Origin of the sequence: Bradyrhizobium sp. AUGA SZCCT0182 (genome assembly GCF_018130185.1) — a bacterium.
Lineage (GTDB): Bacteria > Pseudomonadota > Alphaproteobacteria > Rhizobiales > Xanthobacteraceae > Bradyrhizobium.
The window spans coordinates 1-26187 of the sequence record NZ_JAFCLY010000052.1 but is presented as its reverse complement, the minus strand read 5'-3'; the positions used below and the strand labels follow the sequence as shown (position 1 = coordinate 26187).

25 protein-coding genes and 1 pseudogene are annotated in these 26187 nt (G+C 58.1%); 11 read left to right on the top strand and 15 right to left on the bottom strand.

What is annotated here, in order from left to right; genetic code table 11:
• Nucleotides 1–2 precede the first annotated feature (2 nt).
• Nucleotides 3–728, bottom strand: a complete 726-nt coding sequence (locus JQ611_RS42150) for a winged helix-turn-helix domain-containing protein (protein ID WP_249133707.1) — start codon at nucleotides 726–728, stop codon at nucleotides 3–5.
• 158 nt (nucleotides 729–886) lie between these two features.
• Between JQ611_RS42150 and JQ611_RS35560 the strand changes: the two genes are divergently transcribed.
• Nucleotides 887–1108, top strand: a complete 222-nt coding sequence (locus JQ611_RS35560) for a DUF1127 domain-containing protein (RefSeq protein ID WP_212468072.1) — start codon at nucleotides 887–889, stop codon at nucleotides 1106–1108.
• Between the two features lie 178 nt (nucleotides 1109–1286).
• On the opposite strand, the gene JQ611_RS35555 is transcribed toward JQ611_RS35560, so the two are convergent.
• Both JQ611_RS35555 and JQ611_RS35550 read right to left on the bottom strand, forming a co-directional pair.
• Nucleotides 1287–2081, bottom strand: coding sequence for a class I SAM-dependent methyltransferase (locus JQ611_RS35555; RefSeq protein ID WP_212270204.1), 795 nt, complete (start codon nucleotides 2079–2081; stop codon nucleotides 1287–1289).
• A 255-nt stretch (nucleotides 2082–2336) separates the two neighbouring features.
• On the bottom strand, nucleotides 2337–2774 hold the full coding sequence (locus JQ611_RS35550; RefSeq protein ID WP_212392303.1) for a gamma-glutamylcyclotransferase: 438 nt from the start codon (nucleotides 2772–2774) through the stop codon (nucleotides 2337–2339).
• Nucleotides 2775–2921: 147 nt separating this feature from the next.
• Between JQ611_RS35550 and JQ611_RS35545 the strand changes: the two genes are divergently transcribed.
• Nucleotides 2922–3710: a class I SAM-dependent methyltransferase gene (locus JQ611_RS35545; protein ID WP_212468071.1), complete on the top strand. Its 789-nt coding sequence runs from the start codon at nucleotides 2922–2924 to the stop codon at nucleotides 3708–3710.
• 205 nt (nucleotides 3711–3915) lie between these two features.
• Here JQ611_RS35545 and JQ611_RS35540 read toward each other — a convergent pair whose 3' ends face one another.
• Nucleotides 3916–4080: a hypothetical protein gene (locus JQ611_RS35540; protein WP_212468070.1), complete on the bottom strand. Its 165-nt coding sequence runs from the start codon at nucleotides 4078–4080 to the stop codon at nucleotides 3916–3918.
• Between the two features lie 306 nt (nucleotides 4081–4386).
• Between JQ611_RS35540 and JQ611_RS35535 the strand changes: the two genes are divergently transcribed.
• A complete protein-coding gene (locus JQ611_RS35535; RefSeq protein ID WP_212270208.1) occupies nucleotides 4387–5019 on the top strand; it encodes a tyrosine-type recombinase/integrase in 633 nt (210 codons plus the stop codon).
• Between the two features lie 293 nt (nucleotides 5020–5312).
• Entirely contained in the window at nucleotides 5313–6647 is a 1335-nt protein-coding gene (locus JQ611_RS35530) for an adenylate/guanylate cyclase domain-containing protein (RefSeq protein WP_212270209.1), read from the top strand.
• 236 nt (nucleotides 6648–6883) lie between these two features.
• On the opposite strand, the gene JQ611_RS35525 is transcribed toward JQ611_RS35530, so the two are convergent.
• From JQ611_RS35525 to JQ611_RS35515, 3 genes are all read right to left on the bottom strand, one after another.
• On the bottom strand, nucleotides 6884–8416 hold the full coding sequence (locus JQ611_RS35525) for a tannase/feruloyl esterase family alpha/beta hydrolase (protein ID WP_212468069.1): 1533 nt from the start codon (nucleotides 8414–8416) through the stop codon (nucleotides 6884–6886).
• Nucleotides 8417–8853: 437 nt separating this feature from the next.
• Nucleotides 8854–9033, bottom strand: a complete 180-nt coding sequence (locus tag JQ611_RS35520) for a hypothetical protein (RefSeq protein ID WP_212270211.1) — start codon at nucleotides 9031–9033, stop codon at nucleotides 8854–8856.
• Between the two features lie 1435 nt (nucleotides 9034–10468).
• Nucleotides 10469–10648 (bottom strand): hypothetical protein, encoded by a 180-nt coding sequence (locus JQ611_RS35515; RefSeq protein WP_212270212.1) that lies wholly within the window; start codon nucleotides 10646–10648, stop codon nucleotides 10469–10471.
• Between the two features lie 358 nt (nucleotides 10649–11006).
• Here JQ611_RS35515 and JQ611_RS35510 point away from each other — a divergent pair, with 358 nt between their 5' ends.
• Nucleotides 11007–11183 (top strand): hypothetical protein, encoded by a 177-nt coding sequence (locus JQ611_RS35510; protein ID WP_212270213.1) that lies wholly within the window; start codon nucleotides 11007–11009, stop codon nucleotides 11181–11183.
• A gap of 422 nt (nucleotides 11184–11605) precedes the next feature.
• A complete protein-coding gene (locus JQ611_RS35505) occupies nucleotides 11606–11791 on the top strand; it encodes a hypothetical protein (protein WP_212468068.1) in 186 nt (61 codons plus the stop codon).
• 1702 nt (nucleotides 11792–13493) lie between these two features.
• Here JQ611_RS35505 and JQ611_RS43165 read toward each other — a convergent pair.
• Nucleotides 13494–14015, bottom strand: coding sequence for a septal ring lytic transglycosylase RlpA family protein (locus JQ611_RS43165; RefSeq protein ID WP_212038959.1), 522 nt, complete (start codon nucleotides 14013–14015; stop codon nucleotides 13494–13496).
• Between the two features lie 321 nt (nucleotides 14016–14336).
• On the opposite strand from JQ611_RS43165, the gene JQ611_RS35495 reads away from it, so the two are divergent.
• From JQ611_RS35495 to JQ611_RS42135, 3 genes are all read left to right on the top strand, one after another.
• Complete coding sequence (locus tag JQ611_RS35495) at nucleotides 14337–14804, top strand: hypothetical protein (RefSeq protein ID WP_211997607.1); 468 nt, start codon at nucleotides 14337–14339, stop codon at nucleotides 14802–14804.
• Between the two features lie 274 nt (nucleotides 14805–15078).
• Complete coding sequence (locus tag JQ611_RS35490; protein WP_212032596.1) at nucleotides 15079–15420, top strand: hypothetical protein; 342 nt, start codon at nucleotides 15079–15081, stop codon at nucleotides 15418–15420.
• Between the two features lie 252 nt (nucleotides 15421–15672).
• Nucleotides 15673–16035, top strand: coding sequence for a hypothetical protein (locus JQ611_RS42135; RefSeq protein WP_249133718.1), 363 nt, complete (start codon nucleotides 15673–15675; stop codon nucleotides 16033–16035).
• Between the two features lie 38 nt (nucleotides 16036–16073).
• Here JQ611_RS42135 and JQ611_RS42130 read toward each other — a convergent pair.
• A pseudogene (locus JQ611_RS42130) lies at nucleotides 16074–16253 on the bottom strand (helix-turn-helix domain-containing protein); the annotation flags it as partial.
• A gap of 375 nt (nucleotides 16254–16628) precedes the next feature.
• The gene (locus tag JQ611_RS35480) at nucleotides 16629–17240 is read right to left on the bottom strand and encodes a hypothetical protein (protein ID WP_212270216.1); all 612 of its coding nucleotides are present in this window, start codon (nucleotides 17238–17240) and stop codon (nucleotides 16629–16631) included.
• 606 nt (nucleotides 17241–17846) lie between these two features.
• Here JQ611_RS35480 and JQ611_RS35475 point away from each other — a divergent pair.
• Both JQ611_RS35475 and phaP read left to right on the top strand, forming a co-directional pair.
• Nucleotides 17847–18248 (top strand): phasin family protein, encoded by a 402-nt coding sequence (locus JQ611_RS35475; protein ID WP_212468067.1) that lies wholly within the window; start codon nucleotides 17847–17849, stop codon nucleotides 18246–18248.
• Nucleotides 18230–18454: a TIGR01841 family phasin gene (gene phaP / locus JQ611_RS35470; protein WP_212270218.1), complete on the top strand. Its 225-nt coding sequence runs from the start codon at nucleotides 18230–18232 to the stop codon at nucleotides 18452–18454. The genes JQ611_RS35475 and phaP overlap by 19 nt, the downstream gene beginning before the upstream one ends.
• 432 nt (nucleotides 18455–18886) lie before the next feature.
• On the opposite strand, the gene JQ611_RS35465 is transcribed toward phaP, so the two are convergent.
• The 5 genes from JQ611_RS35465 to JQ611_RS35445 form a co-directional block, all read right to left on the bottom strand.
• On the bottom strand, nucleotides 18887–19201 hold the full coding sequence (locus tag JQ611_RS35465; RefSeq protein ID WP_212468066.1) for a DUF3303 domain-containing protein: 315 nt from the start codon (nucleotides 19199–19201) through the stop codon (nucleotides 18887–18889).
• 435 nt (nucleotides 19202–19636) lie between these two features.
• A complete protein-coding gene (locus tag JQ611_RS35460) occupies nucleotides 19637–19864 on the bottom strand; it encodes a hypothetical protein (protein ID WP_212270220.1) in 228 nt (75 codons plus the stop codon).
• Between the two features lie 519 nt (nucleotides 19865–20383).
• On the bottom strand, nucleotides 20384–20941 hold the full coding sequence (locus JQ611_RS35455) for an NYN domain-containing protein (RefSeq protein WP_212270221.1): 558 nt from the start codon (nucleotides 20939–20941) through the stop codon (nucleotides 20384–20386).
• Nucleotides 20942–21228: 287 nt separating this feature from the next.
• Nucleotides 21229–22053, bottom strand: coding sequence for an alpha/beta fold hydrolase (locus JQ611_RS35450; protein WP_212468065.1), 825 nt, complete (start codon nucleotides 22051–22053; stop codon nucleotides 21229–21231).
• Between the two features lie 14 nt (nucleotides 22054–22067).
• Nucleotides 22068–25388, bottom strand: coding sequence for an AAA family ATPase (locus tag JQ611_RS35445; RefSeq protein WP_212468064.1), 3321 nt, complete (start codon nucleotides 25386–25388; stop codon nucleotides 22068–22070).
• Nucleotides 25389–26187: the final 799 nt, after the last annotated feature.

Here is a 26187-nt window from a genome sequence, read left to right as displayed (position 1 = left end):
CGTTATCTCATCCTGTAAGGCAAAAATGTATTCAAATTGCCATCAAATCGATCTGCCCAAACATGCGCACCGGTCGTTGCATCGATCAATTGGCAGGCGATGCGAATTTTTCCCGTGGCCTTGCGCACGCTACCCTCTAACACGTAGCGGACACCAAGCTCGCGCCCGACCTGTTTGATGTCGACCGCCTGGCCCTTGTAGGTGAAGCTCGAATGACGCGCGATGACGAACAGCAACCGAAACCGCGAGAGGGCTGTGGTGATATCGTCGACTATGCCGTCCGCGAAATATTCCTGTTCCACATCGCCGCTCATGTTCTCAAACGGTAGCACGGCAATGGAGGGTTTATCGGGAAGCGCAAGAGCGGGTTTGGGCGATTCTTGGGGGTGTTCGGCGACTTCCGGGCCTCCGGGCTTCTGCACTTCCTGCACTGTGCCAACGAACCGGAAACCTTTGCGCGGCAGTGTCTTGATCAGGCGCTGTTCCTCACCGGAATCGCCGATTGCATTTCGCGCGCCATTCAGGCGGGTCGTGAGTGCCGTTTCGGAGACAATACGCCCGTTCCAGATGGCCTCGATCAGGTCATCCTTGCTGACGACACGCTCCCTGTTGCGGATCAGGTAGTCCAGCAAGTCGAAGACCTGCGGCGGGATAGCAACCTGTTCAGAGCCGCGAAGAAGCTCGCGGCGGTCGGTGTCCAAAGCGCAGTTCTCGAAGAGGTAACGCAAACTGCCGTCCCCCAAGCAGCCGCCGAACGTCGGGGCACCAACACGCCGGTAAGGCAAAGATTAAGCTGCCGGTGACGAAAATGTAAGGAGCAAGTAAAGCGCGCCAGCTCATGCCTTGGCATCCTCTGGGCCGATACAACACCCGAGGAGAGACCGCCATGAGCACGATGACCATATTAGGACAGCCCTCTGTGTCGACCCGGCAAGTCCCCGGCTTCATAAGGCGACGCTGGAGTGCGCTTCAGGAACGACGTAAACGCGAGCAGGTGCGGGCCGCCTTGTACGCCCTGAACGGCCGCGACCTGCACGATATCGGCATTGCCTATAGCGATATCGAGTACGTGGCCTCGAATCCGAACCTCGACCCGCGATGTATCTGACGCGGCGCGATGTCGCACTCCTGACCCACACCCGGGCTGGTGATCCCTGCTGTGAGTTAAAGCTGACTTCAGCCAGACCCCGGCCGCGTTAAAGCAGACATTGGAGGGACATTCCCGGAGGTCCGGTTAGTGCCACGAGCGGGCTTGGCAAAGCTGCTAGTGAGTCGGACTGGCTTCGCTAGGCTAACGCCGATACAAGCCACAGCCCGACATGCAGGCCGCGCCCATCTGCTCCAATATTTGCGGCGAGCGCGTTGCGAACCGCTTCTGTGGCCCGTATCCGTTGCTCGCCCGAGGCATTTTCGAGGAGCGCAGGCAACGGGCCAGCCTGCGTGATGAATGCCATGCTTTGCGTGGTGTCCTTGCCGTGGATCGGCACGTTGGTCGCCTTGAGTGCCACCTCGCGAAACCCAGCCTCAGTCAGGATGCCACCTAGGCGCTCCTCGCGCCCCAGCGAAAACATCCCCGGTGCCAATGGGTCCACCGGCGGCTGAGGCGGCACATGGAGCCGTGCAGCCTCGATCGGCACACGAAACCACGGACTCTCCGGCATGGTCCGAAAACAGACGAACACCAGCCGACCGCCTGCCTTCATGCCGCTACGGATATTAGTGAAGGCCCTGATAGGGTCATCGAAGAACATCACGCCGAATCGCGAATAAACTAGATCCGCCCAACTCGGTTCGAAGGCGTAGTTCGTCGCGTCGGCCAATGCGCAGGCTGTGTTGCTAAGTGTCGCTTCGGCAGCACGGTGTTTGGCGAAGTCGAGCATCGGACCCGAGACGTCGACGCCCAACACAGCGCCTGATGGTCCTACAACTTTAGCAAAGGCCAACAGTGTGTCACCGGTGCCGCATCCGATATCGATCACATGCTCGCCCAGCTTCGCTGCCGCAGCATCTAAGCTGACGCTCGTGACGGACGTGAAGACGTCACTGATTACGGCTTGCTGCGAAACCCATGCGTGACCCATGGTGCTGTTCCAAAACTCTGCTCCACGGGGGTTAGGCGTAGGTGCTGGCATTTGGCGAATGTCCTATAGTTCTAACAAGGCTGATGGAGTTATCCTCACAGGCTGCACGATATCTCAGATCGGACGCAAGGCTGAACTGTCCGCAACGGGTCATTTTCGGAAATCGACCCGCGTGCGTCCTTTGGTCCCCAGACAGCAGACGTCGCCGAGAAGTGCCAAAAGCTGCCATCGGTCAACCGCTACATTCCCTACTCGTCATGCACCAGCCTTCCAATCCAGTTCGCCTCGCGCATTCACGGTCTCATAGAGCGGACCGCGAGCGAATGCTTTGCCAAAGCGATCTTCGCGTCCAACGTATATGAACGCCTTGGTCGGCAGGCGCTCGCCGCTGGCGATTGGTAACGTGACGTCGATTAGCTTACGGTCATAAGAACTGCCTTCGCGCTCAAGTTGGTCGAGCCGGGCAAGGGTTTCGTCATCGACATGGTAGATTTCGCCGCAGACCGGCTGGCCGTTCGGATCATCAAGGATCACGGGAAACATGCCGGAAGGGTGAAGCATCGTAAGCATTCGGTAGGTGCTGATCGTGGCAACGTCATCGAAGAACTCCCTGACGGTCGCAAGCATCGGATGGTTTGAGTAACCTCGTTTGAGGGTGCCGTAGACAAATACACGGTGCGTCATTGGGGTCATGGCTGGTTCTCTTCGCGGTGCGTTAGCTGACGTTGCGCCCAAAGTCTCTCCTACGCACGCTTTTTTCAGTATCGGACCGCGGACCCCTGTTAGGATGCGACCAAGCGGCAGTCATCCAGGGATACGACAATTCGAAGGAGATCATTGATGGCCGAGCGGGAAATCCGCTTCGACGACGGGGCTGCCTACGAGCAAATGATGGGGATCTGGAGCCGGATCGCAGGCGGCATTTTTCTCAATTGGCTCGCTCCGCGCTCGGGCTTGAGCTGGATCGACGTTGGATGTGGCAACGGTGCTTTCACGGAGTTGATTGTCGCAGGCTGCGCTCCTGCTGAGGTCCACGGTATCGATCCATCCGAGGGGCAACTCGCTTTTGCCCGCACGCGGCTCGCAGCGGACGTAGCTCGGTTTCATCAGGGTGATGCCATGGCTCTTCCTTTTCCCAACGACAGTTTCGACGCAGCCGTTATGGCGCTGGTGATCTTCTTCGTCCCCGATCCGACCAAAGGCGTCGCTGAGATGACGCGGGTGGTACGACCGGGCGGCATCGTCTCGGCTTATGCTTGGGACATTCCGGGTGGCGGACTTCCCAATGCACCGATTCAAGCTGAGATGCGCGCCATGGGTATCAAGCCAGTGCTCCCGCCGAGTGCCAACGTGGCGCGAATAGATGCTCTGCAGGAATTATGGACGCGCGCAGGTCTGGAAGCGGTAGGGACACATGAGATCGCTGTTCAACGAGACTTTGATAGCTTCGACGACTTCTGGACGAGCTGTTTGCTCGGAGGCGGTATCGGCCCGGTAATCGCCGCGATGCCGTCCGGTGATGTGGAATTGCTTAAAACGCGGGTTCGCTCGCGCCTGCCGGCAGATGCGGTTGGCCGTGTTACAGCCAATGCGCACGCGAACGCGGTAAGAGGTCGTATGCCAATGTGATACGTCCGTTGTGGGTCAATCGCGCCACTTTCCCCGCGCGTCAGTTACTTCGGGGTCTTCACCGGCAAGCGGACATTCCCCGGGTTTATCGGCATGTCTTAAAGTGCCAAACTCGGACTTATGCGCCGCAGGGCAGCGGCCTCCCGAGCCGCCGCCGTTTCGACGCAGGTACCACCCGTCTTTGTGGAGGGGTTTCTCCTTTGATTTAGAGTGACTGGAGTGCCTCTTTAAATCCCTTGAGCGCATCCGCCTGCTTTTTGTTCTCCAGGGCCCTGACCTTGTTGCCGCCAGACACCGCATCGAGCTCCTCGGAGGACAACTCGTGCAGCTTCAGAGCTTCGCTCGTTGCATTGATTGCATTTGCAGTCATCACAGTTCTCCTTTGATTTAGCCCAGCGCGATCATCCAACGCTGGTACGGCCACATTTAGCGTCATCCCTTCTCGTCGCGATGTGACGGCGGTCACAGAACGCTGATTTAACCGGGGCGCTCGCCTGTAAGCTGTGCGTGGCAGCGAAATCTTCCCGCTTACGTCGGCTTGGGGTCAAAGGCTACAGGTCGTCTGCGGCCAGGTCCTGTGTGAAGTCCGCTTCGACCCGAAATCCGACCTGATTCCGACGCCTGATCCAGTGGCACATGCTTCTCGCCTTCTGTAACCAAGCCGAGGAGTACGGCCATGCAGGATCAAGTGAACGCCACCCCTGAGCCAAAGCGGGTGCCGTGGAACAAGGGAAAGCTCACCGGGGCAAAGCCACCGCTGCGACCCAAACACGTCTGGTCGATCCGGACGAAGCTCCAGATCGAAGGCCGCGCTCGCGACCTCGCCATGTTCAACCTGGCAATCGACAGCAAGCTTCGCGGCTGTGATGTCGTCGCCATCCGCGTCGAGGATGTAGCCGCGGGCGGATACACAGCGGATCGCGCAACGGTGCGGCAGAAGAAAACCGGGCGGCCGGTCAGGTTTGAATTGAGCGAGCAAACCCGCCAAGCAGTCGATGACTATCTAAAATCCACCGGTAAACGGCCCGGAGCGTTCTTATTCACCGGCCGTCGCGGCCCTGACCGCAGTATGACAACCCGTCAGTATGCGCGGCTCGTATCGGACTGGATCGGAAGCGTCGGGCTGGATCCCCGACTGTTTGGCACGCACTCACTGCGACGCACAAAAGCGACCCTGATCTATCGACGGACCGGCAATCTCAGGGCTGTCCAGCTCTTGCTCGGGCACACCAAGATCGAAAGCACGGTGAGATATCTCGGCATTGAGGTCGATGACGCGCTGGCAATAGCGGAACAAGTGGATGTCTGAAATACCCGGGCAGAGCGGACATGCTCTGCCCGCCCTTCGACAGCCGGTTCGTGCCAAACTCGGAAATGTCACCCTTGCGAGCTTAGGCCGCTGTTCCTTCAGCAACCGACGTCGGCTCGGGCTTTGTCAATTGGCGCTCCGGTGGACTACAGCATATTAACGCGCTGACTAGCGGCTTCAGCATTGGCAGAGGCGCCCCCAACAGGTACCATTTGAGAAGTGTGCCAATCCGCTGCTAGACCTTGGGTGGCAATTGTACGGCACCGACAGCTGGCCAAGTCGCGAGGTCCGTCATGGCTGCACCCGTTACACATTACGTCAAGAGCGACGATGTTCATATCGCCTATCAGGTTGTAGGCAATGGACCGCAAGACTTACTATTCGCCCCGGGATTTGTGTCACACGTCGAGGCGTTGTGGCAGGCGCCAGCGCGCAGCGCTTTTTTCCGTCGCCTCGCATCATTCTCTCGTCTTATCCTCTTCGACAAGCGCGGCACCGGAATGTCGGATCGGGGATCGCAGATCTTTACGCTTGAGCAGCGTATGCACGACGTGAGTGCGATTCTGGACGAAGTCGGGTCAGATCGAGCAGCTTTGTTTGGCGTGTCTGAGGGAGGGCCAATGTCCCTGCTTTACGCCGCCACATATCCCGAACGCACATCTGCGCTGATCTTATATGGCACGTATGCGAAGCATAGCTGGGCGGTCGACTATCCGTGCGGCTGGACCGACGAACGATGGGACCGTTTCTTCGAAAATCTCGAACGTAATTGGGGCACACCACAAGGAATCAGTCTCGAGATGTGGGCCCCGAGTCTTGCTCACGATCCGAGTATCGCTGAAGGCGTGGCTTCTTACTTTCGGACGGCAGCGAGCCCCGGAGCAGCCGTTGCGATCATGAAGATGAATCGCGAAATCGATGTCCGGCATATTCTGCCGGCGATCAGGGCTCCGACGCTGATTTTGCACCGCGATGGAGACCGGGTCATAGATATAGAGAGCGCGCGTAGAATGGCTCAAGGCATCGCGGGAGCCCAGTTGATCGAGCTACCGGGCATTGACCACCTCTACACGGTTAATGGGGAGACAATCCTCGACCGCGTCGAGCAGTTCTTGACGGGCAAGTGCCATTGGCAGGACCGGGAGCGGGTGCTCACTACGGTTCTTTTCGCGGACATCGTGGGATCCACTGAACGGGCTATCGCGCTCGGCGATCATTCGTGGCGCGAGTTGCTTGCCGCGTTCCATGCAAGAGTTCAGGAGATGCTTCGGAATTTTGGCGGACGCGAAGTTAGTACTGCGGGGGACGGTTTCCTTGCGGCTTTTGATAGCCCGGCACGAGCCGTCCGCTGCGCGGGTGCGATCCGCGAGGTCGTGCGTTCGCTCAACCTCGAAGTCCGCTGCGGACTGCATACCGGGGAATGCGAGGTCGTAGGTGAAGACCTGGCCGGCATCGCAGTGCACATCGGTGCTCGCGTAGCGGCACAGGCGGCCCCTGGCGAAGTGCTCGTTTCCCAGACCGTTCGAGACCTTGTGGCTGGCTCCGGATTAAGGTTCGCGGATCGCGGCGCACACGCATTGAAGGGTATTCCCAGCGAGTGGCGCTTGTTTCAAGCAATTGTGGAGTGAGTCCGCACTTAGGCTCGTGGACCTCGACTGGCAACAGTTCGGATCACACTCAGATGAGTGCGGCGTTTCGCTGCATGTCTCATGCGGGTCAAACTGAGAAGTCCGGGTGCACGACGGGGGAAGTCGGCTTTACCCTCAAGAACGGACGTGGGCAGCCGACTTGTCAGGTCCGAAAAGTGCCAACAGCGGCCATGGGAAGGCAACGACACGAAGACTTCTCAAAGAAAGATAGATAGTCATTCGCAACGAAAGCTTCCGGCATCTTTGATTTCTCCCGTTCCCGAGTACGTTGCCTTCTTTGGAAACGCGCATAACGGGCGCGTCCACAAAACCTTGCCATCCTTGTCGGTCTTGGTTGCAAGCATGCTATCCGGTGCAACACCGTCTTCCGCCCATTTTTCAAGCGCACTTAGCGGATCGAACCCCGCCTCGGTGATGCCCGGACCGGCTTGCGCGGGAATACCACAGTGATCCATGCCCGGAATCATGAAAAGGCGAAAGTGGTCAGCAACGCTTCCGCCTGCGGCCTTCTCGGCGGTCGCGTAATAGTCGAGCGTGTTTTGCGGCGTGACGATCGGATCGGCGAGCCCGTGATACATCAACAGCTTGCCGCCACGCGCCTTAAACCTCGATAGATCAGGGTTCATTGCATTGTAGATCGCAGCCATGAAAGCGAGACGCGGCGGATCCTTTTCGAAATCGAAATCGGCGGCACGGTAGCGCTCGCCTGGATCGTCCTGAAACGCCATGTAGCGCAGGAAGTCGAGACCAAAGCTGTAGATCAACTTGCCCCCGGCAGGCTCAAGCCCTGTCACCCACAAAGGCCAGTAGGGTTCCGAGCCCTTCGGCAGACCGCCCGGGTACAACTGCTCGCCTCGGGAGTTCTTGGGGCCAGCGTACCACTTCTCGAGGACCGCCGCTTCGGCCGCGCTCAGGCATTCCGAGTTCTGCCCTGCCTTGCAGATCGAACTCGCGGGTTTGAAGGTGCATGCGGCAGGATCGACGACGAGACCGGTTGCATCGCCGCACTGGTTAGCGACCGCGTCACGGATCAACGGAACCTTGGCTTTGGTCAGAATATCCTTGCCGTCGGGGCCTGTGTTGGCTTGCACCAGCCAGGCAAAGTGCGTCGCAACGAGGCCGGTGTAATCGAGCGCCGGAGCGCCGCTAATGATCCCGTCAAAATCGTCAGGATAGCGTTGGGCTTCCAGCGCCGCCATTCGACCGCCGGTCGAGCAGCCGGCGAAATAGGACTTCTTTTGCGGTTCGTCATAGAAGGCGCGGATAATCGCCTTTGTAACTTTCGCCGTCTCTGTAACGGCGCGGCTGCCCCAGTCGATCTCGGCAATACGATTGTTGTAAGCCCAGCGTCCGTCCAGCACTGAGAGACCCCAGTGACCGGCATCCATCGTTGAAACGGCATAGTTGCGCCGCAGCGCATAGTTCATCGCATTGGTGAAGCCGACCCGGTCGCTGTCGAGTGTGCCGCAGAAGCCGCCACAGCCTGCCATGAAGAACTTCCCATTCCAGTTCTGGGCGGGCAAGCGAATATCAAAATTAATCGCGGGGCGCACGACACCCAGTACGCGGCAGTGTGAAGGCAGGTCCGTAGACTGAGTGACTTTAGTCGCCGAAAGCAAGTTGACGTTGTCGATCTTTAACCCCGCCAAAGATTCGCAGGCGAGAGGGGTTTGAGCGTGGCCGGCACCTGGAACGATTGTTGCCGCAACAATGGTCAATGGGACTAGTCGTACGAGAATGCGCTTCATGGCCATCTCCCCTAACCAGCAGTTCAAGGCGATCCGAGTTGATCAATCATAGAGAGGGCCAATAATAATTCATAGAATGCAAAGCCTGCCGGATGTCCGAATTGGGTCAAACTCGGAAGTCGAACCGGTCGAGGCCGACTTCCGCTTTACCCCTCAAAGTCGACATCCAGCGGGCGGGCCGGGATGTCCGTTGAGTGCCAATTGCGGACTCACCTATCCTGAAAGGCGGCGTAGCGTTGCGCTACGCTTAAAGAGATTCGTGCCGCGCCGCCGCAAGCAAACAAATGGCCCGACGATATTGCACGTCGGGCCATTCAAGATCGTCCGCCTCGGTTACATCCGCCGAGCCTTCAGATCAAACAACTTTCTTTGATTGCGCCATCTAATTTGGGCATTGATGTGACAACCGCACGGCGTGAAGCGGCTCACATTCGGCATTAAAGCGGCTCGCGTGCGCAGAAGCTCTGACTGATGTCGCGATCCCTCCGCTGGTCGGCTTCAAGTTCTTCGACAATGAGCCGAAGCAAACATAGGGCAAGCGGATCAGTAACCTCGCGCGAGAGAAACTGATAACGCTCGATCTGAACTTCCTGCTCTCTCAACTGGCGATTTGTCATGAGTTGCGCCCTCCGACAAACTTACGCCGAGAGGGCCCACTTGTTTCATTAAAGTTTTCCGATCATTTGAGATGGTTTCTAATTGATGAATCAACGATAGCGACCGGCGAGCGTTGTTGCCGAGCTGCGCCTTGGCGTTTGACTACCGCGCCGCGTAGATTCGCCGTCTGATGGCGCAGCGGTCAACGATAACATCGGCGAACCGTCCATCATCAACGCGGTAGCTGGGTGCGCGGTGAAGATCACCAAAATGCCGCTCACGCTGTTGCAATCACGCAACCTTCTGTTTGATCCGAAACGATAGGGTTCTGGTTTCGGATCAAAGGTGGCCCATGTTCGACGTGTACCTAAACCATAAACGTGATCTGCTGGTGGTGAGGCAAGGATCGTCGATGCCGCTCGGTGACACGTCGGGGAGATGGCAAAAGAGAAAGAGGCGGGTCGCCAACGTCAGCGACGAGATCAAGTCCACCGTTCAGAGGCAGGGCTATTACATGCGGAAGCGAAGTGAGTTGAAGACAAACTAGAATCAAGCCCGGATTTTCAAGCTCGGCTCCACGGCAGTTCAGACCGAGGTCTTAAGCACCTCGTTTTGGGCTTATACCTAGCAATTGTCGCCTCGCCGCTTATTGCAGGAGATTTGATCGGACAGCGAGCGTGATCGATGGCGACACACTCGAAATCGCGGTGAGCGCATTCGCATTTTGGGCATCTACGCACCAGAAACCACGCAACTGTGTCGCCCCCGCGTGGTCAATCCTGCTCAAGGTGAGTGAAGGCTGCCTCAGGCGGCGGCCGCGTGCTGCCCTCTCGCTCGGCCACATGAAGAAGGCTCCCAAACTAAAATCATCGCTAGACGCTGTATTTCAAACGCTGTTTCAAACAATCGCTTTCATCAAACTACAGCTGAAAATCTCAAAGCGAACCGACACCTTTAAAACCCATTGGTATCTTGACGGTACGCAACTGGGGGATCGTGGGGCGCGGCCGTGTTGGAAGTGTTGGTTACCAAGCGGGGCTCGACCAAGTGGGAATGGCGGGTCTGTGACCGCTACGGGGTCACGATTATCGGCGGGTTTGAGAGCACCCAGCCAGCTGCCAAATATCGGGGTAATCGGGCGCTATTTCTGTTGTTGTCTACGCGCTGGACATGATGATCAGCAAAGTTGCGCGCCAGAGTGCGATCAGCAGTCGAATGTAACTAGCGGCATTAGCAATATAAGGGTCGCGGGAGCCAAACAAATGGCCCCGAGGCTATTGCGCGTCGGGGCCATTCAAGATCATCCGGCCGGTTTGACGCGGCTGGTCTATTTCGGCGGCCTTCCACGCTTGCCGAACGAAATCCCTTGAGCATCCGCCGCCTTGCGCAGTAACCCTGCCTTTTTCAAGGCTTCTGTCTTCTCAGGCCCGCGCGGCATTGACGGCACAGACCCGTCTAACCCGATTGTTTGCTGGTTTTCATCGCTTGTTCGACCTCATCGGCTAGTCGATTGAGATGCTGGTGCAGTCGGTCGAACATCTCGCGTTTGGTCATATCGGTAGCTAGGTCACGTATCAGCGCGGCCTCTGCCGCGTCACGGCGGAGCTTCTCGATGGACGCCTGATAATCCTTCACGGGAGAACCCCCATGGTCTTGTCCCTGAAAAATAGCCCACAGCCCAAAGCGTGCCAATAAGTCTCGCATGTTGGCCGGGTCCTCCTGAGGCCGCGACCTAGCGCGGGGACCGCGCGACCGGACCCTATCAACTATTTCACTCCAAGCATTCCCGGTTCTAATTTTTGTGTACGATCAGTATACAAATGCGATGCGCGGTGTCGCGTGTCGCATGGGACTGGCGGTAACCTACTCGGGGATGATGTCGCTTTTGGCGGAGTTCAGCAAAAGTTTGGCGTGAGCTCACAAGAACCGCTGTGTCCGGAATGATAGCCGCGTTGGACTGAATGCGGAGCCGTGGCGGCTCGGGGGAGCCATCATGGTTGTCGGACGCGACTATTTGCTGCGCTTAGTCGCAGCGCTGCTGAAAGACGCTCAATCAACGGCTGACCTTCGGGAGGCGGGAGAGCTAACGCAACGCGCTGCCGATATCCTGACGCTGATTGATGAGTTGAGCGCGCCGGACGAGGATGATCCCAACACACTAACGCAGTGAGTACGGCAGGTCGCTTTGGTCAGGGCCTTCTGGCGGGGCGGAGCAGCCCTCTTTTGCAAACGGCTCGTTCTGCAAGTGGCGCTTCACGAGCAAGCCTATCGCGCTCCTCCACCCCAAACAGGGCCCTTCGGGCCGGTCCCCGTCAGCCACCCGGATGTCCGCTCTGGGTTCGCGTCGGTTTGGCGCGGCCCATGCCGAGGTCCGATCTACCCGGAGAACGGGCATTCCCAGGATAGGCCGGCGGGCTCGGCGGCAAGATCGTCCTGCTATCATGTCTCGCCGGGTCACGCCCCTCGCAAGCGGAACCTGAATTGCTCTTGTTCTGTTAGGTATAGGCCGAGCGGTCCCCAAAAGCCGAGCCAACCTATGCCCAAGGTCCTCGTTTCAATGCCGCGGAATTGCAGCGCCGAGCGTTGTTAGAAGTGAGAAAGCAGCCCGGCTGTCATAACGTCCAGGAAATAGTGATCAATCGAATTGCAAGTCACGCTGAAAATAACTGGTCGCTCTGTGTGCTCGCAGCGGGCGCGGCAGATGCCAATACCGCCGCGCGCGCCGCGGTTCACGTCCAAACTGTTTTGCGCCGGGACTATGATCTGCTGATGGATTGATCTGTAGGTCTATAAATGGATGCCGGAGATCAAAATGGACCACCGCTTCACAATCTCGATATTCACGATTGAGATCAACGATAGGCCAACGCTTGCGTTGCAGGCTAAGAGGCACGCGGACGCGGAACGTCTTTGCGAACACGGCAGGTTACGCACAAAGTTAAGCACAATCACGTCTCATGGGACGCCGTTGTGCGACGCCACGGCCATGATGAAGGTCAGGTTGGCTACCGCCGAAGAAGCAGCTCTTTATCGGCGAGCAACGCAATCGACCGAGTCATCAAGTGACACTAACGTTGTGTATCTTATGGATCTCGATGGATAGGCCGCGAGTGTCCGCTTTGCCACGCATTACGAACTGCAACGCGGACATAGCACCCAGTCCAAAAAGTGCCAATCGCGTCGGATTGAGCCTTTGCGCCGCAGCAAGTAAGTCGTGAATACTTATGCATAGCAAACAAATGGCCGACCATATTGCACGTCGGGCCATTCAAGATCATCCGCCTCGGTTACATTCGCCGAGTCTTTAGATCAAACAACGTTCTTTGATTGCGGCATCTAATTCCTCGCGCTAATCGTAACCGCCCTTGTGATGTTGTGCTCAGGTTGGCTCGTTCTCGCGTTCGGCTAGGCGCTCAATCGCGCGCACAAGGAAACTTGCTTCCTATGTGGCCGCGACTGAACTGGCTGACGTGCTTTATAAAAAACGGCCCCAGCTCGGGGAAGCAGACTTACCGCGTCAACATGTTGACCTCAAATCACAGAAACGTCTGTACACTTGTGAACGCAGGAACCGAGTTGCGCGAAATGGATTGGCGCTCCCAAAATGGGTCGATCGACCATTGGAGGGAAAAGCAGGACGACGACCCCCGCCCGGAAGCCATCCGTAGGCTTGTGGAGTTGGGGCTGAAGGTGAAGAGCAAATGAAAACCGACAGCGCAACGAGGGCACATGATTTCTACTTTTGATCGGGATTTTGATTATCGTGGTCGTCGGCGCGATCTGCTTTTGGGCGATTGAAAAGTTCGCGCCCGACGCCTGGCGAATCTACTCAAGTTGCTCGTTGTACTCGTCGCCGCGATTATGCGATTGATGGTGCTGACTTATTAGCCAGTGCAATCGAAAGCAAAGCTTTACGGGTCTTTTGTTCCAGCACATCAACGCTGAAATACTGTACGGCTTGCTCACCAAATCGCCTTGCTGAAACTTAGCATCCGCGTTTCGATCGATGCGCGGGTCCTTGGCGCGACACCTAGAGACTCCGAGCTTTAGCCTCGTGCCATCTTTCCTGCATAACCCCCGCCGTCTTCCCAGACCGGCGGGGGTTCCGCTTTCACGCCATCTTCGAAGTTTACATCGAGGATAGCTGGTGGCTTATCGATCCCACACGGCTTGCACCGATCGAAGGCATTGTGCGGATAGGAAGCGGCCGTGACGCATCCGACATCGCATTCCTTACCTCCGACAAACAATGTCAGGTAATTCGTCAAACGATTAATATTTCGAGGACGCCGTGAACAGGCTAAGCCCAAGCTCTTTGGTCCGCGCCCGGGTACGGGGTCGTCGCACCAAGGGCGTCAGGGAAATCCGTATTACCGTGCACCCGAAGATCAAATTGCTTCCCGCGCCAAGCGAGCAGCGGCCCAAGCGATCTCCTTCAACCATTTGTTGTCAATGTTGACACGGGTCAATCCGCTTGGTCCTAATGGCGGCGACCGTGGCGACGGTGATAGCGTGGAGCGGGAGCTAAGGCCATTGATGATCCGAACGTTCCCGACGGGTCTGTAAAGGCACTCGTCGGCTGGAAGAACAGCGGCATGGCTGCCGCAGTGGCGGGGCGTTGACGGCCTCGGCCGGCGACGCCGGTCTCACCCGATCCCATTTGCATGACAGTCGCGGTCACGTTGCGATGGGTACAGCGGCAGCCGAGCGCGTTTGCGGCTGCCGGTGATAGATCAAGAAACGCGCCGGTGAACGGGCCGCGATCGGTCACCGTGACCTGGATCGACCGGCCACCGCTCTGGACCGTCAGTACCGTCCCGAAAGGCAGCGTCCGGTGTGCAGCCGTCATTGCGCCGCAGTTGAATGGCGCTCCAGAAGCCGTGCGACGTCCGCACAGGCGGTCGCTCCCGCCGTAGTAGGTGGCGGCTCCGGAGAGACGATGTGCCTCAGCGACGGAGCAAAGGGAAAGAAGAACGATTCCGGTCGCAACGATTCGTTTCATGCTGGGATCCTCAGGTGTCGTAGCGACCGCGGCGCCATCACATTCCGCTAGCCCCCAGCGGCCCTCAGGCAATGTTGGGATGGTCGAAACGTTCCAAGGACTGACGGGCTGAATCGGCTGCATGCTCGAGCGCGGGAACTTGCGGCAGTAACCGGTACCGGTACCTGATGCGATTCAATCCCGCATCACCGCCCCCGGGGGCTCCCCACCCCCTCCGCTCGAGCGCGCTTGAATCTGAGGCGGACATCTAAAGCCCAATACAGGAACCGAACAAACCTGCAGAAGTTGATGATTTGATAATAACTTGACATGAGATGCTGCATGGGTGCGCGCAACTGGATTATTGGATTGATTGTCAGCCTCGTCCCGATGGCAGCCTTTGCGGACAGCACGCAGTGGCGGCAATTTGCTATCCCGAGTACCGGCGCTAAAGTAGATATCCCGGTGAGTATTTTCACCGAGGATGCGGGAGCGCCAGAGGGCGGCCCGGGGCGGCGCTTTTTCACAAGCGACCGCCGAGCAGATTTGACTCTGCAGTCAGTTCCCAATCCTGAGAACGACTCGCCTGCCACTTTTCTTGCAAAGCAGAGGCCTCCTGCTGACATTCAGTACAAACGAGTGACACCACGTTTCTTTGCAGTGTCCAGCATTCGCAATGGGCGAACCTGGTACAACCGCTGTAACCGAGTGAACGAATACATGAATTGCGTCCTAATAAATTATCCAGCCGCGGAAGACCGTCAGTGGGATTCGGTCGTCACTCGGATCAGCCTGTCGCTCGGAAACTAGCAGGCCTAAGATCTAGCGCGAGAATGTGGGTCAGTAACCGGTACCGGTACCTGACCAATTTCAATCCCGGCATACCGCCCCCCGGAAACCACCATCCCTCGTAACCAATATCCGGTCTCAGCCACGGTCGAGCAAATTAGCAGCCACACTGGCGATATAGCGGCGGCGAACGAGGCGTGTGTCAGGGCATGATGGCGTGCAGGGGACCGGACGTCATGCGGAACAAATCGGTCTGCCCATCGTATCCGGAGGGAGGCCGAACGACGAGGCATGGATGCGCGACCCAAACACCGTCGCAGCGATTGTCAACGCCTTACGGCAAGTTTATGGCGACGACATCGCGCGGGTCAGTTTGAACGACGGCTTATCGCTGGCCGCGCTGATCGAGGTCCTGTTGTATTCACCGCTGAAAAACCACGACGCGATCAAGTTGATTACGCGGGCGCTTAGCTCCGGCGATTTCATCGTGACACCGGACTTTGGACCCGTCTGGCATCTCAAATATTTCTATGACCGTCCCAGATCGCTGCACGTCGTGGACATAGCCGTCATGACCCTGGATCAGGGCACTATTCCAAGCACGGAGATCCACTTACGCCTGCCAAACGACAATTGACCGCGCCAGTGACCGCGCCGCGCGGTGACGGTAAGCGCGTGCGGATGGCGTCAGGCGACGGGGCGGTGTGTCGTAGTGGAAATGGAGTCGGCGCAACAAGCCGTCACCGGAAGCTGGGGTAAGACGGTGACGGCCTCTGCTTCGCTCACGCAATACTAATGTCCCCAGAAGGACGGGCCGATGGTGTTCTGAGCCGGTTCACGATCCGTTAACGACACGGGATGCTCACCGATTAGGAGCCGCGACGTTTGGATGGGCGCACCGTGTGATAAAGCCAAGGCGCTGCAACGGCCATTGCCGCACGATGCACTCAGGATCGCCACGCGCGGGGCCGACAAAGAAGATCGCGCGCGCGAACGCAACTCAACAACCCTTTCCTTGACGGCCTCGGATGAAGCGGCGGCGTCCTCCGGCTTCACCGACCTGTGCCTGCCGACAAGACGGGGCGATCTATTGACATCAGCGCACACCACCGAAATGCGAACGAACTACGAGCCGCAATCCGAGGCCGCGACCGCGCGCATTCTGGCGAGCGCAACCGGCATGGCCGCTGCCTTATCTTGCGGATGCGTCTTCGCAGCTATCGTTTCCGCGCTCTTGCCACGGCTTTCGTGACGAGGGATGTAGAAACCCTCTGCGGAATACTCGGAAATCTTGTTCCGAAGCGACCGCACTGAGACGCCAAGCAGATGCGCCGACACGGTTCTATTCCCTTGAGTATGAGCGAGGGTTTCTAAGATCAGGTCCCGCTCTACGACACTAATGGTCGAGCCGACCAGCCGCCGAGCGAGACGACGGCGTGACGAATAGGAAATTGGAGCGTGAGTACTCATTGCCTGATACTCCACAACACAACGCCCAACCCACCCCTTTCGTCAGGACACAACAATATAGTTAATAGTTTATGAAGGGTCTGAGATCGGCTGCGGTCATGGCTCGTCATGCCGATAGGTCGCCTGTCAGGCCCCTCACGCATGCCCATCGGATAGAGGGCATTGTGTCAAAGGGCGGATGAGCGCGAGCGCGAGGAGCAGTGGCGATGGCCTTGCTGGGCCTTTATCGTGCGCCTATGGGGGTGGAGGCGGACCTGCGCCATCTGCCGCTGATCGAGAAGCGGCGGCTCGCCAAGCTGAGGCCAAGCGGCGCTCCATGCAGGTCGTTGAGCATCTGCCAGTGTTTTCATCCACTCGATCCGTGCGGCGATGATCTCAGTGCGGCTCGGACCTTGGCGGCGATGATGCTGATCGGGTTTTTACCGCCGCGCAGAACTGCTCCGTGACCGCCGCCCTTTCGGCGGCGACGTCCCAGCCATTCGTCTCGGCGTTTTCCTTGGCCAACTTATGCTCGATCTGAAGTACCTGTTTGAAGGCTGCGTACGATTTCCAGTCGGCCTTGGACAGCTTGGCGGGGGGCGCACCGCAGACGTTGTGGGCAATCGCGTTCCGCACACCATTGCTGACGTCGCTCATGTGTTCATCGACCACGGCGGTGACGCGAGCCTTGCCGTATTGACTGTTGGCTGCGATGAAGTCCTTGCAGAAGGCGAGCCGTTGACCTGCGTCGCGGGCCTTGATGTAGGCCGTCTGCGTTTCGTAATTGAGGCGGAAGGCGAGTTTTTGGGCGTTCGGGTCGGATTTGACCGCTGCGAGCATGGCGGGGTGCTCACGCAAGATGGCGTCATTGATCCTGATGTCACAGAATTTGGCGAGGGAGACGACCGGAACGTAGGCCCGCACCTTGGCTTCCAAGGCATCGTTGGCGTTCGCAACTGGTGCGAACAGGCTGGCGGCGATTGTGAAAGCAGCGAGACAGCGTTTCATTGGTGACATTGCTCCAGATCACCGAACGGCAGCAGAGCCGGGTCGGGATCGCGGTGGCCGACCGCACACGCCAGCGCGGCTTCTCAGCCGTCAACCTACTGGGCGAATTCCTTGGACGGCTGTCGAGCAGCAGCGTTGATCTGAATTATGCTGTGGGATGTGGGCCGTCCTGAGGCCGAGGCCGCTTTGGCAAAGAGCAAGGACTTCGGCCAGCGACGGGAAATCATGAGTGGATATAACCGGTAGCAGCACCTGACCGATTTCAGACCGACATACCGCCTCCCCGGAGGCCCCCCTCTAGCGATTTCGCCATGCAAACGAGACCGTCAACTGGGTTGGACTAACGGCAGTGCTTCGGCGGTGTCCCCATTGCCCCAACGGGAAAAAAGAACGACGGCGACCACGGCCACGCTGAGGACGACGGTGGCGATCCCGGCAACTTGGATTTTGAACGCCCGTCTCGGGTTAAATGGCATGCACCATTCTCGACGGCAGGCGAGCGACCGCTTTGACCTATGTCAAGCAAGGATTGACGATGCTGTCCCTTGCTGGCTGGGTTGAACCGCCCGGCTGCTGCTCGTGCCAACGGTCAAAGGAGATCGCCGAATGTCCAAGGACAGCAAACTGACGAAAACGGCTGCCCTCTCCAGGAGAAAGCCAAGGAAAAAGGGCACCGTGTCCAAGGACAGCAAGCCGATGAAGACGGCCACCGTCTCCGACGACAGCAAACCGACGAAAACGGCCACCGTGTCCGAGGACAGCAAGCCGATGAAAACGGCCACCGTCTCCAACGACATGAAACCGAGAGAAAAGGGCGTAGCTGGCGAGACGCCGGTTTTTGACTTCACCAAACTTATGAGCCAGTTCCAACTTCCGGGCGTCGACTTCACGGCGCTTGTGGACCGTGAACGGAAGAACATCGAAGCTCTCGTCAAAGCGAATAGGATCGCTTTCGAGGGCTGGCAGCGCCTCGTTCGGAGGCAAGCAGAATGCTTGAGGAAACGATGAAGAAAGTGGTTGCCGATGCTGGTCAGGAAGACCCCAAAACGCGCGCGGATCTCGCAAAAGAGGGTTTTGAAAAGGCCTTGGCCAACATGCGAGAACTAGCCGAGATAACCACCCAATCTCAAAAAGAGGCCTTCGACGTGGTTCGCAAGAGGATCGAAGAGAACGTGGAAGGCATCCGAAATTTTGGAAAGAAAGCTGGCAAATGAACTACATCTCCGGCAGGTGCCTGACGCGATCGGGCGCGCGGAGGGTCATTGCTGTCGCAGCCGCTGATCTCCTCGGCTTCGTCCACGATGTTCGTCATGTGCCGCCTCCAATCCAAGGCTGTCTGTCCCGGCCTTCATGATGTCGGACCGGTAGCGGTACCCGATGCGATTTCAATCCCGCATTGCCGGCCCCGGAGCCTCGCACGCCTGGGACGGCTTATTGAGAAGGCTTAGATGCTTCGATCATCGCAAGTTCAACCGGATCTGCGAGGACTTCCAGTCTTCCCCCAGAAACGGACATCGTCGCGAACGGTCAGCACGTCTCAAATGTGCCAATAGGCGACATTTGGTAGCGACTTCGCTCGGCCGCTTCGTCGACGTGGAGCGAGCAGTGGAGCGCTCGCGATCCTGCAGTCTTCCGGTGTGATGCTGTTACTTGCCTTTGAGCTCGTCACGAAAGGCAATTGCTTCAAGCTCGACCCGGACGGCGTCCATGACAGGAACCACTGGCCGCGCTTCGAATACAAAGGCAGGCAGCATCGAGCAGAACTTGTGAACCGCCAACGGATTGTCGCAATCCAGCAGCATATACCCGCCCCAGTCCCCCACTCGTATGACGAACACCTCGATCTTGAAGTTGTCGGGCGCTTTCCATTGAGTGAAGACCTCCAGAATCCGCTTCTGGGCATTCTCGTACTCGATGGGCGATCCTTGCGAACGTTCGCTCCAGGTGATCATGTACTTCATCGGTATCCTCCTTTGTTTGTTGTGAAGTGGGCATTGGAGGGCTTGCCATCGAGCTAAGTCGGTAAATTGGTGCGCACGGATTAGGTCAAGAAGCGCTCCGCCGGCAGCTGGGCTGGAGCGCTGCGCACTCAGGGCAGACCCCGTCTGCTGCTTCGTGGAGCTGCCGGCTAATTTCTTTGTTTAGAGCTTCATGCTCCCATGTTGTGCCATCGCTTTTAACGACCTTAGTGGCACGAACATAGGCATGGGTTTCCGCAGCGTCATCACCGACACGGATTGTTTCATTGAGATGGAACGGGCAAATCGCTGTCGCGCGCGTCGTCGTCAGCGCATATCGAACGACAGAAGCGAGATCGTCGGTCCAGCTATCGACGGACATAAGAGACCTCTTTCAGCCAGCTCAAGGTCTTTCTCTTCAAAAGCATATCACAAAAATCATGCCGTACTTTGATGCGGTTCAAAGGTCAGTATTACTGATACACTGTGATTTTCGGCGCAGCGCGCTGGATCGTCGCCGTTGAACAAAACAGCTGGCTTGGTCCGCGTGATCATTGCGTCGTAATTGCCCGCAAGGCGTAATAGGCGTTGCTTAATGAATGGATCGGCTTGAGTGGCGAGTTCACGTATTTGTCGTGCTCGCTCCTTATAAAAATCATCGTCCATCTGGGATCCCCACCAAACACCTCAATGGCTTATAGAGACGATCTCGTCTTGTTCATGTGATTGAGGACACAGTTCAGGCATTTTCTGCGACTTACTGGTACCGTTCCGCGGGTCCTAACCGCTCGCGAATGCAGCGTTTACAGTTTCTTGCGCGGATGGTCGTCGGCCACCGCGGAATGCTTCCACGGCGATAACAAGAGATAAAGGTCGCAGGCATTCGCGCGCTGCGACCCGCCGGGCGCAAATAAATTAGTGCTTAAAAATGCTCGATCCGCCGGCCCGGTTATCCCAGAGACTGCCCCCGGTATCGACGAGTGTGGAGTCAAAATTGAAGTTCCCGCTGCGAAACACATCGAGTGTTGCGAAACCGAGACACAAAGAGGATAGCCGCAACGGCACCGGCAGTCCTGTGAAGACCTCTTGCTCGCGCAACTTTCAAGAACAATCGTGCGCGCATAGTCGGGTTCCAGGTGGGTTGGTGCATCAAGCGGCCGGTAGAGGCATGTCGAGAATGCCTCCCTACGAAAACTCATCCCTCTGGTTGCGCATTCTGCTCTCCTCCTTTGTCCGCCCTATCGCAGCCTTGAGATCATCCAATTCGAGGAACGTATCCGCCTGCCGACGCAATTCGTCAGCAACCATCGCAGGTTTCGTTCGCATGCTTGATACGACTGTGACGCGAGGACCGAGGCGCTGGATTGCTTCCACAAGGCGACGAAAATCGCCGTCCCCAGAAAACAACAATATGTGGTCTACATGCTTCGCAATCTCGACCGCATCGACTGCGAGTTCGACTCCAATATTGCGCTTGTATTTCCGCCGGCCCTGACCATCATCGAACTCTTTGACCGAGTTCGTACGCACTGTGAAACCGTTATAGTCGAGCCAATCGATGAGGGGCCGGGTCGTTTGAAACTCTTCAGCGATGATCGTGTAGTAATAAGCACGCACCAGCACGCCGCGCGTCCTGAACTCGGCGAGAAGCCTCTTGAAATCAATGCTGAAGTCCAAGGCTTTCGCCGTGTGGTGGAGGTTCAGGCCGTCGACAAAGAGCGCCAATTTTTCCGAAGGAATCATCGCTCCAAGCTCCCTTCATTACCCATAGGACTGCGGTGCATTACAGAGAAACTAAGATTGCCGGCGGGGTGACGGGCTTTGTTCACTGCTACCGCGTCGCGGCGTTCGCTTCAAACTCGGAAGTGTCCCTGCTTGCACGGCACGTCCGTTGGACCTTCAGGATCGGACGTCGTCGGGCCGCCCCGGCAAGTTCGTTTCGTGCCAGACTGTGACATTGCAGTGCTATTCTGTCGGCGCCAACGAGGGTCGACGGCGGGGTGACGAGGGCGAGTACCTGGCGTTTCGACTCAATGGCTATTCAGGAATTGGAGTGCGGCCTCGCTAAAGGGCCCGGGCGACTCCAGACAAAGGGCATGCGAGGTGTCGGGAAGGATGACCTGTTGCACGTCCGGGAGATAGCTCGCTAACTTTTGGCAGGTGATCCGAAAGATCGGTTTGGTGTTGGCACCCTCGATCAGTAGTACCGGCATCGTTAGCTTTCGTGCGGTCGCAAGCGCAAACGGTGGAGGCGGGGGACGCGGTCGGAAAGCTGCGCCGATTACGTCCGCATTCTCGTTGATGAAGGCGAGATGCTCGCCCCGAATCCGGTCGAGGATTTCGTGGCCGAACACGTAGAGGAGTTGCTCCTCGACGGCTTTGGTCCGATTGCCTTTCTGCCATTCCTCGAAAACTATCTTCGTGTTCTCGCCAAATTCGGCCAGCAATCCCGGCACTGCAGGATCGTCCAGCGCAATCGTCGCGACGGCTGGCTCCGCCAGCACTAGTGAGCGCACAAGGTCCGGGCGCTCGCTGGCGAATTGCGCGGAGACCCCGCCGCCATAGGAATGGCCGATGAGATGAACCGGCGGCAGGTCAAGCTGGCGCAGCAGGGTTGAAAGGTCAGCGACGTGGGTGGCGACACTGAATCCCGCGCCGTCATCCGGCCATTTGTTCGGCCAGTAGTAGCGCTGGCTGAGCGCAAGGACCCGGTAGTTCGGGCGAAGCACATCGACTTGTCGGCGCCACGAACGATAGTCGCCTAGCAGCCCGTTGATCAGGATTACGGGAGGGCCTACGCCCGCCTCGAGATAGGTCAGCTCGGCGCCGTTGATCTCAATCGACCGCCTGTTCATTGGCGTAACCTCCTCTATCGACGCAACGTGTCCAGCACTTTTCGAGCGGCAGCAAGATCGACGATTTCGTGCTTGGTGTCGAATGCGTCGATGATGGTGTGCAGGCGCGCCGCACCCTCCTGGGCGCGCCCTTGACGTGCAAGAACTGATGCAAGTTGTGTGGTGGCGCGGAGCTTGAATAATCGCGCTTCCTGCCGCTGGGAAATAGCAATCGCTTTCTCGAAGAGGTGCACAGCGCCGGTCAGATCGTTTCCGCAAGCGGCGATTTGGCCACGAATGCGGATGCATTCAGCTAAGGCGGCTGCTTCGTCAGTATCGATAACGAGGGCATCGGTCTCATCCAGCAGTTGAGATGCCTCGTCGAGGCGGCCCGCCCGCACCAGAAGATCACACAGCCAGCATATTCGCTCGGGGGTATGAAATACGATCCCCTGACCACGCCAAAGCACGATTCCTTCGCGGGCATCGGCGATGCCGGCATCCAGTTCACCCAATCGCGAGCGCGCAAGTCCCCGCCATGAAAGACCATTGCTGAGCCGGGTCGTGTAGCCATGGCGTTCGCTGATCTCAATTAGCTTGGCAGAGTCCCGCAGTAGCACATCGTTTTGGCCGAGCAGTGCGTATAAATAGCACTTCACGAGAAGACCCCAGGCGATGTCGAAGGGCTTCTCCATGCGGTCGATGGTTTGAACGAAGCACTCTGTCGTTTCGACAGCCTCATCAATGAAACCCATCGCAACCAGTGATCGGAAAAAGTAGGACTGGGTCGCGATCAATTGATCCGCGCCGCCTAGCAAAATACGACGGCTGGCATGAGTTCGATCAATCAGATCTCGGGCCTTACGCAGGGCGTCGATCGCGAAACGCCATTCTCCCCGGTTGAAATGAGCAGTCCCCTTTGACGACCAAAGGCCGCTCACACAGGCCGGAGGTAGCAGATCGGCGTGATTTTTCAGTTGCTCATCGGCGAGCGTCAGATAATCGCGATTACGCCCGATGGCATAAAAAAACCCAGAGAGCGATATCGCCGCTTCACACTGCAATTCGACCAATGCAGTGGCCGAGGCGGCACGACGTGCAGCATCAAGCGCCTGACTAAGGCGCTCGGAACGAAACCCTTCCGCCTGCGTCAAGGCATTGGCCATCGCCAGGTGGAGACGTGTCATCCGCTCGGCGCCGCCGGTCACATCGTCTAGCCTCTTGCTGCAGTCAATTGCGTTGGCAAAGTGCGATACCGCCTCACGGCTGGCAGCCCTGGCCATGGCGGCCACTCCCGCCTTTTGCCAGTGATCGAGCGCGCCGCCCCAGTCGCAGGCTTCCTGAAGATGGTGCGCCAGGAGCTCCGGGTTGCGCCCGACCGCATCGGCACGAAGCTCGACCAGGGAAACCGCGATCTGGCGGTGCAATTGGGCCCGTTGGTTGCGAAGGAGGGTGCCGATGGCCGCGTCCTGGATCAAGGCGTGTTTGAACTGATAGCTTTCGCAGTGGGGATCTCTTCGCGGGTAGATAAGTTCAGCCTCGATCAGGTCGTGCAGTGCCCGTTTAACCGCGGCAGCGTCTCGTTGGCTCACCGCGATCAGAAGATCGGCATCGAACACCCGGCCCAAAAGCGCCGCCACCTGAATGATGTGCCGGATCGGCGCCAGACGATCCAAACGGGCATGAAGCGCGGCCTGCAACGTCGCAGGGATCTCGATGGCCCCGCCGAAGCCGACGTTACTTCTACTTTCGGCGACCGATTTGGTCAGCTCTTCGATGAATAGCGGCACACCGTCGGTCTTGGCGACCAATTGCGCCAGCATGGCCGCCGGAAAATCATCGGCCGCGACGCGACGAATCATCGCTTCGGTCTCGCGGCGGCTGAGCCTGGCGAGTGGCAAGGTCACCAGCGGCGACGAATTCGACCACGGCGCACGAAACTCCGGTCGGGCGGTCAGCAGAACAAAAAGTCGTTGCGACGCCATGTCAGAGAGCATCTGACCGACATATTCTGTTGTCGACGGATCAATCCAATGGGCATCCTCGACGACCACGAGCACTGGGTTTCGCCGCTGCACTGCAGAGGTCAGCTGCGACAGGGCGGCGAAGACAGCTTGGCGAACCTGTCCAGGATCCGCCGGGCCGGCATCCGACCCCGAATCCGCAGAAAGACCCAGCAGCATGGCGAGCGGCCCGACCACATCGGCACTGTCCAAACCGAGATCGAGGAGAAAGTGTCCGAGGCGCTCCCGCCGCGCGACGTCATCCTTTTCGCCGGCAACGCCCAGCGCTCGATGCAATTGCTGGATCACCGGCCAGAGCGCGCTGGTCTGATGTTGTGGAGAGCCATAAAAGACGATTTCGGCGTGCGGCGTTTCGCGGAGCTGCATGCGAAGCGTCTGCAGCAAGCGGGATTTGCCGATGCCGGCCTCTCCCTGCAGCAGCACGGCCTGGCCTTCGCCTTCCATCGCGTTCTCCCACCGCTTGGTGAGAAAGCCGAGTTCGGTCTCGCGGCCGATCGGTGGGGTCAAGAATTGTCCACCTCTCGCCTCAAAGCGGTTGGGGGCGGCGCTGGGGCGCAGCACCCGATAGATTGCAATCGGTGCGCTGACGCCCTTGAGCATTTGCGGGCCGAGCGGCTCAACCTCGAAGAGGCCCTCCACGAGGCGCAGCGTCGCCTCGCTCATGACCAGGCTACCCGGCAGTGCCAAGCCTTGCAGACGTGCGGCAATATTTGGCGCTTCGCCAACGATGCCGTCACACAGGCGCTTCTCGCCAACTCCCAGTTCACCGACAACGACTGGGCCGGTGTTGACACCGCAGCGGGCTTCGAGACCTTCTCGCCCAAGCTCCGTCAATCCGGCCATGATATCGAGGCCCGTCTGGACTGCACGCTGAGCGGAATCCTCGTGGGCCCTCGGATAACCGAAATAGGCGGTCACGCCATCCCCGATGAAAAGGCCGATTTGCCCTTCATGGCGCTGAACCACCTCTGCGCATACTTTCTGAAATGACAGCAGCAGATTTCGCAGATCTTCCGCATCTAACGTCTCAGCGAGGTGGGTCGAGCCGACGACGTCGCAAAAAAGGACGGTCAGTTGCCGTCGTTCCGCTTCAGTTGCCGGCTCCGTTGTCGGAACGATCGGCGGCGCCCCCATTGACTGCATCGCCGCATCGGAGAGGTTGCCCTCAATCGCCTGGAGCAGGCGCTTGCGAGCCCCAACCGGCAGACCGGCCGCCGTCAGGTCTGCATCTGTCAGTTCGGGCAGGATATCGAGTTCGATGTCCTGAGCCAGTAGCGCGTCCGCGTAGCGCCCCAGTCCTCGCGCCTCAAGCCACTCGCGAAGTTGTGCCATATTGGCCCTCGCAGAGTTCGACGTACATCATGGCCCTGTAGGGTGCGTCAGCATACACGCATGGACTGCTTCAGTCAGCAATTGTTGGGTCCAACCTCCCAGGCCACATTTGGCCGATGCGTGCTGGACCTCAACGCGATGTTGATTGTGGTCAGCTGTGCTTACTAGGGTAGCGCCGTCGACGGTGATCGCGATGCCGCTCGCCCTCGATGCGGGTCTTGGCATCTTGGCGGTTCGAGGAACCTGCCCGCTCTAAGGCCTCAATTTCGTCCTGGCGCCCCGAGGAGATTGGCCGTTCAGGGTCATTGTCGGAAGTTAGTGCGCGCGTTGGCGACGTCCGCTCCACCCCTGTGAACGGACATTGTCAGCCCAGTGGCCTAGGTCCGAAAGGTGCCGGACTAAGTATGAAGCCAAGGAATCGGCTGTCGGTTCCAAAGCCCATCCACTAATTCGTCAGAACGGGTGTCCTAATTACATGAAATTTAGGATGATTTTGAAACCGAATCCAAAATCACGATTTATCTTTGCAAACAAGGAAGATGGGCTAGGGCCGACGACGAATCGCTAAAACCGAAAGACTTTCCAGTTCACGCGAAACTAAAAAAATCGTCAGGAACGACGGTAACACTATCGCTGAAGCGCGCGCCAAGAAAACTGCAGAAGACATTGCGGAGCACTTGAACGCGGAGGAGGACCTTCGCGAAGTAACCGTAGGTCGGCATAACATTCCCAGCACGGATTCTGCCATCGGCGTACGTCTTCCTCCTTCCTCATGCAAAACAAAGGTCTGAAAAATGGC